The organism is Pseudomonas sp. PDM26 (assembly GCF_019219185.1).
GTDB lineage: Bacteria > Pseudomonadota > Gammaproteobacteria > Pseudomonadales > Pseudomonadaceae > Aquipseudomonas.
In genome coordinates this window covers 360,122-373,205 of record NZ_JAHUWC010000004.1, presented here as the reverse complement: position 1 = coordinate 373,205, position 13,084 = coordinate 360,122, and the positions used below count along the sequence as shown (strand labels likewise).

12 protein-coding genes are annotated in these 13,084 nt (G+C 60.4%); 5 read left to right on the top strand and 7 right to left on the bottom strand.

What is annotated here, in order from left to right:
- Window positions 1–38: 38 nt before the first annotated feature.
- The 6 genes from era to lptF all read right to left on the bottom strand — a co-directional run bounded on the left by era (window position 39) and on the right by lptF (window position 6,811).
- Window positions 39–941, bottom strand: a complete 903-nt coding sequence (gene era / locus KW849_RS11200; RefSeq protein WP_007973959.1) for a GTPase Era — start codon at window positions 939–941, stop codon at window positions 39–41.
- A complete protein-coding gene (gene rnc / locus KW849_RS11195; protein ID WP_218429465.1) occupies window positions 934–1,623 on the bottom strand; it encodes a ribonuclease III in 690 nt (229 codons plus the stop codon). Before rnc ends, era begins: the two co-directional genes overlap by 8 nt.
- Window positions 1,624–1,807: 184 nt before the next feature.
- Window positions 1,808–2,662 (bottom strand): signal peptidase I, encoded by an 855-nt coding sequence (gene lepB / locus KW849_RS11190; RefSeq protein ID WP_008053222.1) that lies wholly within the window; start codon window positions 2,660–2,662, stop codon window positions 1,808–1,810.
- Between the two features lie 5 nt (window positions 2,663–2,667).
- On the bottom strand, window positions 2,668–4,467 hold the full coding sequence (lepA, locus tag KW849_RS11185) for a translation elongation factor 4 (protein WP_218429464.1): 1,800 nt from the start codon (window positions 4,465–4,467) through the stop codon (window positions 2,668–2,670).
- A 171-nt stretch (window positions 4,468–4,638) separates the two neighbouring features.
- On the bottom strand, window positions 4,639–5,700 hold the full coding sequence (lptG, locus tag KW849_RS11180) for an LPS export ABC transporter permease LptG (RefSeq protein WP_218429463.1): 1,062 nt from the start codon (window positions 5,698–5,700) through the stop codon (window positions 4,639–4,641).
- Window positions 5,693–6,811, bottom strand: a complete 1,119-nt coding sequence (gene lptF / locus KW849_RS11175) for an LPS export ABC transporter permease LptF (RefSeq protein WP_218429462.1) — start codon at window positions 6,809–6,811, stop codon at window positions 5,693–5,695. Before lptF ends, lptG begins: the two co-directional genes overlap by 8 nt.
- 415 nt (window positions 6,812–7,226) lie before the next feature.
- Between lptF and KW849_RS11170 the strand changes: the two genes are divergently transcribed.
- Genes KW849_RS11170 through KW849_RS11160 form a run of 3 tightly spaced genes read left to right on the top strand, consistent with a single transcriptional unit; the run spans window position 7,227 to window position 9,622 of the window.
- On the top strand, window positions 7,227–8,717 hold the full coding sequence (locus KW849_RS11170; RefSeq protein WP_218429510.1) for a leucyl aminopeptidase: 1,491 nt from the start codon (window positions 7,227–7,229) through the stop codon (window positions 8,715–8,717).
- Window positions 8,718–8,777: 60 nt separating this feature from the next.
- The gene (locus tag KW849_RS11165) at window positions 8,778–9,206 is read left to right on the top strand and encodes a DNA polymerase III subunit chi (protein WP_218429461.1); all 429 of its coding nucleotides are present in this window, start codon (window positions 8,778–8,780) and stop codon (window positions 9,204–9,206) included.
- Window positions 9,207–9,214: 8 nt separating this feature from the next.
- Window positions 9,215–9,622, top strand: a complete 408-nt coding sequence (locus KW849_RS11160) for a DNA polymerase III subunit chi (RefSeq protein ID WP_218429460.1) — start codon at window positions 9,215–9,217, stop codon at window positions 9,620–9,622.
- Between the two features lie 131 nt (window positions 9,623–9,753).
- Here KW849_RS11160 and KW849_RS11155 read toward each other — a convergent pair whose 3' ends face one another.
- A complete protein-coding gene (locus KW849_RS11155) occupies window positions 9,754–10,518 on the bottom strand; it encodes a sulfite exporter TauE/SafE family protein (protein WP_218429459.1) in 765 nt (254 codons plus the stop codon).
- A 151-nt stretch (window positions 10,519–10,669) separates the two neighbouring features.
- Here KW849_RS11155 and xseA point away from each other — a divergent pair, with 151 nt between their 5' ends.
- Complete coding sequence (gene xseA / locus KW849_RS11150) at window positions 10,670–12,049, top strand: exodeoxyribonuclease VII large subunit (protein WP_218429458.1); 1,380 nt, start codon at window positions 10,670–10,672, stop codon at window positions 12,047–12,049.
- A gap of 3 nt (window positions 12,050–12,052) precedes the next feature.
- Complete coding sequence (locus tag KW849_RS11145; RefSeq protein ID WP_218429457.1) at window positions 12,053–12,874, top strand: peptidoglycan DD-metalloendopeptidase family protein; 822 nt, start codon at window positions 12,053–12,055, stop codon at window positions 12,872–12,874.
- Window positions 12,875–13,084 lie beyond the last annotated feature (210 nt).

Below are 13,084 nucleotides of genomic sequence, written 5' to 3'. Positions count from 1 at the left end.
GCGAGCAGGCTCGCTCCTACAAGGGGTCTTGCGGTGTATTACAGATCGCCATAACCCAACGAACGCAACGCACGCTCGTCATCGGACCAGCCACCCTTAACCTTGACCCACAGGTTGAGCATGATCTTGGAGTCGAACAGCAGCTCCATGTCCTTGCGCGCTTCAGTGCCGATGCGCTTGATGCGCTCGCCCTTGTCGCCAATGATGATTTTCTTCTGGCCATCGCGCTCGACGAGGATCAAGGCATGGATGTGCAAGGTCTTGCCCTGCTGCTTGAACTCTTCGATTTCAACGGTGATCTGGTACGGCAGCTCGGCGCCCATCTGGCGCATGATTTTCTCACGCACCAGTTCAGCGGCGAGGAAACGGCTGCTGCGGTCGGTGATCTGGTCTTCCGGGAAGAAGTGATCGTTTTCCGGCAGGTGCTCGGCAATCACTCGCTCCAGCGCATCGAGGTTATGCCCGTGCTGCGCGGAAATAGGGATGATCTGCGCATTCGGCAACTGTTCCTGCAACCAGCTCAGGTGCGGCATCAGCTCGGCTTTGTCTTCGATGCGATCGGTCTTGTTCAGCGCCACGATCAGTGGGCCGGTCACGTACTGGACGCGCTCGAGAACCATCTGGTCCTCTTCGGTCCACTTGGTGCGGTCGACCACAAAGATCACTACGTCGACGTCTTTCAACGCCGCCGAAGCGGTCTTGTTCATGTAGCGGTTCAGAGCCTTTTCGCCACCCTTGTGCATGCCAGGGGTGTCGACGTAGATCGCCTGCACGTCGCCCTCGGTCTTGATGCCGAGCATGTTGTGACGGGTGGTTTGCGGTTTGCGCGAGGTGATCGCCAGCTTCTGACCCAGGATGTGGTTCAGCAGCGTGGACTTGCCCACGTTCGGACGGCCGACGATGGCAACATAGCCACAGCGAGTTGCATTTGTATCAGTCATTGCCATTCTCCACACCCAGGGCAATCAGTGCTGCGGCGGCCGCTACCTGTTCGGCAATACGACGACTCACACCCTGACCTCGGCTTTTTTCATTCAGTAAGATGATTTCGCATTCGACGAAGAACGTCCGGCAATGCGGTTCACCCTGGATATCCACCACTTCGTAACGCGGCAGCTCACAACCACGGGACTGCAGGAACTCTTGCAGGCGGGTCTTTGGATCTTTGTTGGTGTCGACCAGTGTCAGGCCTTCGAACTCGCCGGCCAGCCAGGCGAGCACACGCTCACGGGCCATTTCCATGCCGGCATCGAGGTAGATCGCACCGATCAGCGCTTCCAGTGCATCGGCCAGAATCGACTCGCGACGGAACCCGCCGCTTTTCAGCTCGCCCGAGCCCAGGCGCAGGTAATCGCCCAGATCGAAACCACGGGCCAGTACGGCCAGGGTCTCACCCTTGACCAGACGTGCGCGCAAACGCGACAACTGGCCTTCGCGGGCCAGCGGGAAGCGCTCGAACAACGCCTCGCCTGCGACGAAGTTGAGAATGGCGTCACCGAGAAATTCCAGGCGTTCGTTGTTACGCCCGGCAAAACTGCGGTGAGTCAGGGCCAGGACCATCAGTTCCTGGTCCTTGAAGGTGTAGCCGAGCTGACGCTCTAGACGGCTTAAGGAGACGCTCACGGTTTACCCACGCTGAGTTCGTGGCTGGATTCCACCGCCATCGCCGTGAGGCGGCGCAGGCTTGGGACAATTAACGCTGTGTTCAAAAATAACGTCCTGAATATCATTGTTTGCATGCGTCTGGCGCCCATTGTGCCGGTTCCAGAAATGCATTCGGCGCTGTGTTCAACAGCGCCGTGTCTGATTACTTGATCAGGCCAACCCGCGAGAAATTCGGCAGGTGGCTGAGTTTGGGTTCCGGCCAGCTCATCCAGACCGCAAAGGCCTTGCCGACGATATTCTTGTCGGGAACCATGCCCAGCAGATCCTTGGGAATGTTCGGATCATCCCAGTAGCGACTGTCGTTCGAGTTGTCGCGGTTGTCGCCCATCATGAAGTAGTGCCCGGCCGGCACGGTCCACGAATGGTCCGGCATTGCGCGGTAGCGGCTCATTTCCTTGCGGATCATGTGCTCGGCGGCTCCGAGTTTTTCCTTGTAGAGCTCAGCGCTGCCCAGCGTGCCCGGCTCGGAGCCGACCAGTTGCTCGGCAATCGATTGACCGTTGACGAACAGGCGCTTGTCGGCGGTGTAGCGAACCGTGTCGCCCGGCAAACCAACTACACGCTTGATGTAGTTGACGTTCGGGTCGCTCGGGTAGCGGAACACCATCACATCACCGCGCTGCGGGTCACCGACTTCGATGACTTTCTTGTCGATCACCGGCAAGCGGATCCCGTAGGAAAATTTGCTCACCAGGATGAAGTCGCCGACATCCAGGGTTGGCTTCATCGAGCCGGAAGGAATCTGGAACGGTTCCACCAGGAACGAACGCAGCACCAGCACGATGAACAACACCGGGAAGAACGACTTGCCGTATTCAACCAGCAGCGGTTCTTTGTTCAGCTTCTCGACCACAACCATGTCAGGCTGGCTGACGCTGCCCTGATAGGAGGCGATGGCGGCACGCCGGCGCGGGGCCAGGATCAACAGATCGAGCAACGCCAACAGGCCGCAGACGAACACGGCGATGACCAGCAACAGCGGGAAATTTAGTGACATAGGACCTAACTATCCAACCTGAGCACTGCAAGGAAGGCTTCCTGTGGAATTTCCACGTTGCCGACTTGCTTCATGCGTTTCTTACCGGCCTTTTGCTTTTCCAGCAGCTTCTTCTTACGGCTGACGTCACCACCGTAGCATTTGGCCAATACGTTCTTTCTGAGCGCCTTGACGGTTGTCCGCGCCACAATCTGCCCGCCAATGGCGGCCTGGATTGCCACATCGAACATCTGCCGTGGAATCAGTTCTTTCATCTTCTCGGTCAACTGGCGACCTTTGTAGTGCGAGTTGTCACGGTGCACGATCAGCGCCAGGGCGTCGACCTTGTCGCCGTTGATCAGCACGTCCAGTTTCACCAGGCTAGCCGATTGATAACGATCGAAATGGTAGTCCAGAGAAGCATAGCCGCGACTGGTGGATTTCAGGCGATCGAAGAAGTCCAGCACCACTTCGTTCATCGGCAGGTCGTAGGTCACTTGTACCTGGGAGCCGAGGAACAGCATGTCGACCTGCACACCGCGTTTTTCGATGCACAGGGTAATGACGTTGCCCAGGTGCTCTTGCGGCACAAGAATATTGGCGCGCACGATCGGCTCACGCATGTCTTCGATGGAAGACAGATCCGGCAGCTTCGACGGGTTATCGACGTAGATCGTCTCGCCGGTCTTGAGCAGCAGCTCGAAGATTACCGTCGGTGCCGTGGTGATCAGGTCCAGGTTGTACTCGCGCTCCAGGCGCTCCTGGATAATTTCCATGTGCAGCATGCCGAGGAAACCGCAACGGAAGCCGAAGCCCAGGGCGTCCGAGCTTTCCGGCGTGTACTGCAGCGACGAGTCGTTCAGGGTGAGCTTTTGCAGCGCCTCGCGAAAGTCTTCGAAGTCGTCGGAGCTGACCGGGAACAGACCGGCGTACACCTGCGGCTGGATGCGCTTGAACCCCGGCAGCACGTCGACGTCCGGCGTCGTGCTCAAGGTCAGGGTATCGCCCACTGGCGCACCGTGAATGTCCTTGATGCTGGCGATGATGAAGCCCACTTCACCGGCCTTCAGGTCGACGGTAGGGGTGTGTTTCGGGTTGAATACACCAACGCTGTCCACCAGGTGGATCTTGCCGGTGGATTTGACCAGGATCTTGTCGCCCTTCTTCACGCGGCCGTGGCGCACGCGTACCAGGGAGACTACGCCCAGGTAGTTGTCGAACCAGGAGTCGATGATCAACGCCTGCAGCGGATCTTCGATGTTGCCGGTCGGCGCTGGAATGGTGGTCACCAGGCGTTCGAGCACTTCATCGACGCCCAGACCGGTCTTGGCAGAGCAAGTGACCGCGTCGGTGGCATCGATGCCGATGATTTTTTCGATTTCTTCCCTGACGCGGTCCGGATCGGCCTGTGGCAGGTCGATCTTGTTCAGCACCGGCATCACTTCCAGGCCCTGCTCGATCGCGGTGTAGCAGTTGGCAACCGACTGTGCCTCGACGCCTTGACCGGCATCGACCACCAGCAGCGCTCCTTCACAGGCAGCCAGCGAACGGCTCACCTCATAGGTGAAGTCAACGTGGCCGGGGGTATCAATGAAGTTCAGCTGGTAGTTGATACCGTCGCGAGCCTTGTAATACAGGGTGACGCTGTGCGCCTTGATGGTGATCCCGCGTTCACGCTCGAGGTCCATGGAGTCCAGGACCTGGGCTTCCATTTCGCGCTCGGCGAGGCCGCCACACATCTGGATGAAGCGATCGGCCAGCGTCGACTTGCCATGGTCAATGTGGGCGATGATGGAGAAATTGCGGATATGACTCAAATCACTCACGGATCAACACTCAAAAAGGCTGCAGGCATGGCCCGCCGAAAAATAGCCGGGAATTGTACCTGATCCACGGCGCAAGCGTCACGTTCGCAGGTCAGACGGTGCCTGCAAAAACGCCCCGGTCTTGCGACAAGGGCGTTTTTTATCGTCAAAGCGGTTGAAAAGTGCTGGCCATCAGCCTGCTCGACGCAACAGCCAGAGCCCCGCCACGGCACAAATACCTGCCGGCACCAGTACCGAAAGCAACGGCGGGAAGCCGAACACCTGGCTCGAAGGCCCCAGCAGATCCTGAACGATACGGAAGGTGAAGCCCACCAGCACACCGGTGAACACCCGTTGACCCAGGGTCACCGAACGCAACGGACCAAAGATGAAGGAAATCGCCATCAACACCAGGGCGGCAGTCACCAACGGCTGCAACACCTTGACCCAAAATGCCAGCCAATAGCGGCTATTGTTCAACCCCTGGTCCGCCAGGTAGTGGATATAACTCCACAGACCGCTGATCGACAGCGACTCGGGCACCATGACCACTGTGCTCAGCAATTGCGGACTCAAGGCCACGCCCCAACGCTCGACCGGGGTCGACACCACTTCAGTGCTGCGCTCGTGGAACAGCGTGGTCGTGACGTCCGTCAACTGCCAGTGATCCGTATCGAACTCGGCACGCTTGGCAAAGCTCGCCGACAGCATGTGCCGCTCGCTGTCGAAACGATAGCGGGTCACGCCGTACAGGATGCCGTTGGGCTGCACCGAGTTGACGTGAATGAACTCATCGCCCTGGCGGTGCCACAAGCCGTGCTTGGCGCTTTGTGCATCGCCGCTGCCCTGGGCCAGCGAGCGATTGGCCTGCGCGGCGGTTTCAGTGGGCGGAGCGACGTACTCGCCGACCAGCACACCGGCGAGCATCAATACCAGCATCGGCTTCATGACCGCCCAGACGATCCGGCCGGTCGACACACCGGCGGCGCGCATGATCGTCAGCTCACTGTTGCTGGCCAGACTGCCCAGACCGATCAGGCAACCGATCAGCGCGGCCATCGGCAGCATTTCGTACATCCGGCGCGGAGCGGTCAACAACACATAGCTCAGCACATCGACCAGGGTGTAGGTATCGCTGACTTCACTCATCTCGTCGATAAAGGCAAACAGTGTCGCCAGACCCAGAATGATCCCGAGCACCGCCAGAATCGCCATCAACACGCTGCTACCAATGTAGCGATCCAGCTTAACCACGGGCCACCTCCAGCGCGCTGCGGCGACTCGCCCTCTTCAATCGCAGGGGTTCCCAATAAAGCAAGCCCAGGCCAATGGCCAGGAAAATCCCGTGCACCCACCACAAGCCCAGTACCGCCGGGATCTTGCCCTTGTCGAGGGCACCGCGAGCGGCAATCAGAATGGTCAGGTAGGCCATATAAAGAAGAATTGCCGGGAGTAATTTGAGGAATCGGCCCTGACGCGGGTTGACCCGTGACAGCGGCACCGCCATCAAGGTCACGATGAACACCAGCAACGGCAGTGACATCCGCCATTGCAATTCGGCGCGCAGACGAATGTCTTCACTGCCGACCAACGTACGGGTCGGCATCGCATCCCGGTCGGTGACTTCGTCGCTGACGTCGGGTTTTGGCAGCAACACACCGTACTCTTCGTACTTGATCGCCCGGTAATTGGCCTGACCTGGACTACCGTCATAGCGATAGCCGTTATCCAGGATCAGGTAGCGGTTGCCGTCCGGGCGAATTTCCTGACGCCCCCTCTCTGCCACCAGGACAGAAATTCCGCGATCCTTGTTGTTGGAACTGATGTTCTTTTGCGAGATGAACACACCGCCCAGATTGACGCGGTCATCCGTCAAGCGTTCGGTGTAGGTGACCCGGGTACCGTCACGCAGGGCCTGGAAGCGCCCCGGCTCCAGGGTATCGAATTCGGTCAGGGCATCCTGCTTGTTCAGCAGCAGCTGAAACTGGTTGGCCCCTTGTGGCGCCAGGCTCAGGCTCAGCCACGCCACGACGAGTGCAACCAGGGCGGCCGGAAACATTGTCATGCAAACCAGCCGTTGCTGACTCATGCCGGTGGCCGAGAGCACGGTCATTTCGCTTTCGAGGTACAGGCGTCCGTAGGACAACAGGATCCCGAGAAACAGCCCCAGCGGCAGGATCAGTTGGAGGAAGCCCGGCAGGCGATAGCCCATGATCAGGAACAGCGAACCCGGATCCAGCAGGCCCGAGGCCGCCTGGGCGAGGTATTTGATGAAGCGCCCGCTCATGATGATGACCAGCAGCACGGCGCTGACGGCGCTCAAGGTCAACAGGACTTCGCGGGATAAGTAACGGAAGACGATCAAACCAGACACTCCAGGGTTGTCAGGCTAAGGCGGCCAAACAAGCAAACGTATCGGACAGCCCGCAAGGCAGGGCCGCCGAAAAAAGTTGGCGCATTATCCTGTGATTGGGTGCACCTGTCACTGCGCAATACATTGGGGGGGGTGTAGGAGCGAGCTCGCTCGCGATGGGTGTGAACGATAACGCTGGATGCCTGACACCCTGCGGCGTCCTCGGGTTTCTCGCGAGCAAGCTCGCTCCTACAGTGGCCCAAAAAACCATGAACATCGTACAACCGAGGGTTGTCAGCCGCCGGTAGCGAGGTTCAAACTGCGGCTTTTGTCGCCGGTCGATCCTGGCGCCTTTCTGTTTATAAGCAATCGACGCACATAAGGTGTCGGGCGCATGCGTGATAACCATCAATTCAGGGACCCGGACATGGAACTGGTTGTAAAAAGCGTCAACCCCGAAACGTTGAAGACCGCCACTCTCGTGGTCTCCGTCGGCGAAAGCCGCAAGCTCGGCGCGGTTGCCAAACAGCTCGACGAATTGAGCGGCGGCGCGATCAGCGCAGTGCTCAAGCGCGGCGATCTGGCCGGCAAGGTTGGCCAGAGCCTGTTGTTGCACAGCCTGCCGAACCTCAAGGCCGAGCGCGTGCTGCTGGTGGGCGTTGGCAAGGACGACGAACTGGGTGACCGCCCGTTCCGCAAAATCATCGCCGGCATCCTCAATACCCTCAAAGGTCTGGGCGGCAGTGATGCGGTGCTGGCCCTGGACGAGATCGTGGTCAAGGGTCGCGACAGCTACGGCAAGACCCGTCTGCTGGCGGAAACCCTGATCGATGGCGAATACCAGTTCGACCAGTTCAAGAGCCAGAAAGCCGAACCCCGCGCCCTGAAGAAAATCACCCTGCTGACCATCAAGGCGGCTCAAGCTGAAGTGCAGCGCGCCGTGGCCCACGCCACTGCCATCGCCAACGGCATGGCCTTCACCCGCAACCTGGGCAACCTGCCGCCAAACATCTGCCACCCGACCTTCCTCGGTGAACAGGCCAAAGACTTGGGCAAAGCGTTCAAGGACCTGAAAGTCGAAGTCCTCGACGAGAAGAAGATCAAGGCCCTGGGCATGGGCTCGTTCTACGCCGTGGGCCAGGGCAGCGCCCAGCCACCGCGCCTGATCGTCATGCAATACAACGGCGGCAAAAAATCCGAGAAGCCGTACGCGCTGGTCGGCAAAGGCATCACCTTCGACACCGGCGGCATCAGCCTGAAGCCAGGCGCCGGCATGGATGAAATGAAGTACGACATGGGTGGCGCAGCCAGCGTGTTCGGCACCCTGCGTGCCGTGCTGGAACTGAAGCTGCCGATCAACCTGGTGTGCATCCTGGCCTGCGCCGAGAACATGCCGAGCGGCAACGCTTCGCGCCCGGGCGACATCGTCACCACCATGAGCGGCCAGACCGTGGAAATCCTCAACACCGACGCCGAAGGCCGCCTGGTGCTGTGCGACGCCCTGACCTACTCCGAGCGCTTCAAGCCGCAAGCAGTCATCGACATCGCCACCCTGACCGGCGCCTGCGTGGTTGCCCTGGGTTCCCACACGTCGGGCCTGCTGGGCAACAACGACGAACTGATCGACCAACTGCTGAGCGCCGGCAAGGCTGCCGACGACCGCGCCTGGCAACTGCCGCTGTTCGATGAGTACCAGGAACAGCTGGACAGCCCGTTCGCCGACATCGCCAACATTGGCGGCCCGAAAGCCGGCACCATCACCGCGGCCTGCTTCCTGTCGCGCTTCACCAAGAACCTGAACTGGGCGCACCTGGACATCGCTGGCACGGCCTGGACCAGCGGCGGCAAGGACAAGGGCGCCACTGGCCGTCCGGTTCCCCTGCTGACCCAGTACCTGCTGGACCGCGCCAAAGCCTGAAACCGATGATGGGCGGCGGCGTCACTTTCCGGTGACGCCGTTTGCCGCTCTGGAACCGCAATGACCAAAGTCGACTTCTATATCCTGCCCAGCGCTGATCCTTCGGCACGCCTGGACTTTGCCTGCAAGCTCACCGAGAAGGCCTGGCGCATGGGCCACCGCATCTACCTGCATTGCAGCGATGCGGCCCAGCGTGACGATCTCGATGCGCGACTGTGGACGTTCAAGGGCGAAAGCTTCGTGCCCCACGGCCCTGCCGACAGCGAACCTGAGGGTTTGATTGTTTTGGGGTTGGGCCATGACTGCGGCCAGCATCAGGACCTGCTGGTCAATCTCGACCTGAAAGTCCCGGCCTTCGCCAACAAGTTCGCCAGAGTGGCGGAAGTGGTGGTGGAGGATCCGACGATCAGAGCGGCCGCGCGGGAGAGTTTCCGTTTCTACCGCGAACAGGGCTATCCTCTGCAAGATCACCGTTTACAGCGACTCTGAGCCTTTCCATGGACACTCCAAAACCGCTGCAACAGTCCGCGCATCTGCTGGACGACCTCGAGTCGATCCGCCAACTGCTCGGCGATGACAACCTGCAACCGCCCCTGCTGACCGACACGGTCGAGGAAGGCGATCAGGAACAGATTCCCATGTTGTTCGACGCCGTGGGCGAGCCTTCGCCGCCCGTTGTTTCGACAGCCCAGCCCCCCATCGTTGAACCTCTCACCACGACGACATCGGCGCCTGCCGCCAGCAAGAACCCGGATGACTTGCTGCACCTGGACAGCGAATTGCGCGCCGCCGCGCAACTGATCATGCAAGACGTGATCGACGATTTCGCCCCGCACATCGAGACCGAAATCAAACGCCGCCTCAGTGCGCGGCTGGAGCGGTTGTTGAGCCAGTACAACGACTGAACAACCTGCAGGGGGCTTTTCTGTGGGAGCGAGCCTGCTCGCGATGGAGTGTCAGTCGACACCAATGTAGCTGACACATCATCGTGAGCAGGCTCGCTCCCACAAAAAGCTCCCCGCCACAGGTTGAATCTTCAGGTGCTGAGATAGCGTCCGATCAATGCGATCCCACTGGCCAGCACCAACCACGTCACCAGGCGCACGAATGCCTCACGGGACAACCGCATGGTCAGCCGTCGTCCGAACCATAGCCCCAGCGCCATGGCCGGCAACAGACAAACCGCCAGCGCCAGCAAGGGCAGGTCGGCATACACACCGGCGATGGCAAACAGGCTCAAACGCACCACCGTACTGCAACTGATCAGTGCACTCTGGGTGGCCCGGGCCGCCTCCTTGGGCAAACGGCTGTTCAGATAGATCGCATAGAGAAAGCCGCCGCTGCCAAACAACGCGCCAAACATTCCACCCACCGTCCCCATCGGCACCGCCCAAGCGGCGGACAACTGCGCCGGACGAGCTTTTATCCACAGGCTGTAAATCGCATAGGCGCTGATAAACAACCCCATCAACAGCAGCAACAGGTCAGACTTGAGGTTCAGCAGGAAAATCACGCCCAGCGTGCACCCCACCGCCATGCAGGGCAATAACCGCAACAGCTCCGGCCTGGCGACATCGCGCCGCGAAGGCAACAGGTTGCCGAATGCCGCGACAAAATCGAGCAACACCAGCAACGGCACGATCTTCGACAGCGGCATGAACAGAATCAGGATCGGCCCCGCCACCAGCGCGGTGCCGAAGCCGGCGATGCCGAACACGATGTAGGCCAGGGCGATGCCTGCACCGATCACCAGCCAGTCCAGCGCGCCGAAGGGCCATTGACCCAACAAATCAACCAACATTTCATCCAATCCCTGTAGGAGCTGCCGAAGGCTCGGTCCGCGCTCGGGCGATCTTTTGATCTTGCCCTTTTAAGATCAAAAGATCGCAGCCTTCGGCAGCTCCTACAAGGGATCGTGCATTCAATAAGAGAATGCCTTTAAACTGCGCCCCATGATTAAAGATCCCTTTGCAAGACTCGGCCTGGACCGTGAGGTCCTGACCGTCAGCCAGCTCAATGGCCGCGCGCGGGTGTTGCTCGAAGACGTGTTCAGCAACATCTGGGTCGAAGGCGAAATCTCCAACCTCGCCCGTCCGGCGTCGGGCCATGTGTACTTCACCCTCAAGGACAGCGGCGCCCAGGTCCGTTGCGCACTGTTCCGGCAGAACGCGGCACGGGTTCGCCAGGCACTGAAGGACGGGCTCGCGGTCAAGGTGCGCGGCAAAGTCTCGCTGTTCGAAGGGCGCGGTGATTATCAGCTGATCCTCGATACCGTGGAGCCGGCCGGCGATGGCGCCTTGCGCCTGGCCTTCGATGCACTCAAGGAAAAGCTCAGCGCCGAAGGCCTGTTCAGTGCCGAGCGCAAGGTCCCGCTGCCGGCGCACCCGCAACGCATCGGCATCATCAGCTCGCCCACCGGGGCGGTGATCCGCGACATCATCAGCGTGTTCCGCCGTCGTGCACCGCAGATCCAACTGACGCTGATCCCCACTGCCGTGCAGGGCCGCGAAGCCACCGCACAGATTGTCCGCGCCCTGAAACTGGCAGATGCCCGGGGTTTTGACGCATTGATCCTGGCCCGAGGCGGCGGTTCGCTGGAAGATCTCTGGTGCTTCAACGAAGAAGCCGTGGCCCGTGCCGTAGACGCTTGCGTGACGCCGATTGTCAGCGCCGTCGGCCATGAAACCGACGTATCGATCAGCGACTTCGTGGCCGACGTTCGCGCGCCCACCCCTTCCGCTGCCGCTGAACTGCTGGCTCCGGACTCCAGCGATCTGGTGCGCCGGGTCGAAAGCCTGCACCGACGGCTGGTGATGCGCATGCGTGACCGCTTGATGCGCGATCGCCTGCGCCTGGAAGGCATTTCCCGGCGCCTGCGTCATCCCGGCGAGCGCCTGCGTCAGCAAGCACAACGCCTGGATGACCTGGACATGCGCATGCGCCGCGCGTTCGAGCGCAGCCTGAACACCCGTCGCGAACGCTTGATCCGCGTGGAAACCCGTTTGGCCGCACAACATCCGGGCCGGCAACTGGCGATGCTTCGCCAGCGCCTCGACAGCCTTGCCGAGCGCCTGCCCCGGGCCATGCGTGAAGGGCTGAAGAACCGTCGCCTGCAACTGCAAAGTCAGATGCAGACGCTGCACGTGGTCAGCCCGTTGGCGACCCTCGGCCGTGGCTACAGCATTTTGCTGGACGAGCGTGGTAACGCCATTCGCAGCGCCGCGCAGACCCACACCGGTCAGCGCCTGAAAGCCAAACTGGGCGAAGGCGAACTGCAAGTGCGGGTCGAAGACAATCACCTGACACCCGTCACCCTTTCTTTACTGGACTGATCCATGCCGCGCTTCCTCGCTCCGCTGCTGTTGCTGTGCCTGACCGTCAACGCCAACGCCGACAGCTACATCACCCGCCTGTTGAACAAACCGGTGCCGGGCGGCGTTGCGGTGGTGGATCTGGGCGCGTCTGCCCAGGCGCCAAAAGCCAGTTATCAAGGCAAACCGGTGCTAGTGGTCAAGGAACAGAACAACTGGCTGGCCATTGTCGGCCTGCCACTGACGGTCGAGCCAGGGCCTCAATCGGTCAGCAGCGGCGATCATAATTTGAACTTTACGGTTGGCAGCAAGAAGTACCCGGAACAGCGCATCACCCTGAAGAACACTCAACAGGTCAATCCGGACCCGGAGAATCTCAAGCGTATCGAGCGTGAACTGGCCGAACAGATTGCGGCCTACCGCACGTTCAGCCCCAACACCCCGAGCAACCTGATGCTGGACAAACCGGTGAACGGGCCACTGTCGAGCAAGTTCGGCGTGCGTCGCTTTTTTAACGGCGAAGAGCGCAACCCTCACGCTGGCCTGGACTTCGCCGTACCGGCCGGCACACCGATCAAGACCCCGGCCGCCGGCAAGGTGATCCTGATCGGCAACTACTTCTTCAACGGCAATACGGTGTTCGTCGACCACGGCCAGGGCTTTATCAGCATGTTCTGCCACCTGTCGAAAATCGACGTGAAGGTCGGGCAGCAACTGGCCCGGGGCGGTGTGGTTGGCAAAGTCGGGGCAACTGGCCGGGCGACTGGGCCGCATATGCACTGGAATGTCAGTCTGAACGATGCGCGGGTCGATCCGGCTATTTTCATTGGTGCGTTTCAACCCTGATTTTTCGCTGAGGCTACTGGTCTCTTCGCGGGCAAGCCCGCTCCTACAGGGATAAGCGGTGTCTGTACCACTGTAGGAGCGGGCTTGCCCGCGAAGACGGCATTCCAGTCACCAGAGAATCCAGGGTTGCCCCCAACCTCGCCGCGCTGAAATCTCGCTCTCACCAATTGCGCACCACTCAAACCTCGCGCAAACAACAAAACAATCCCC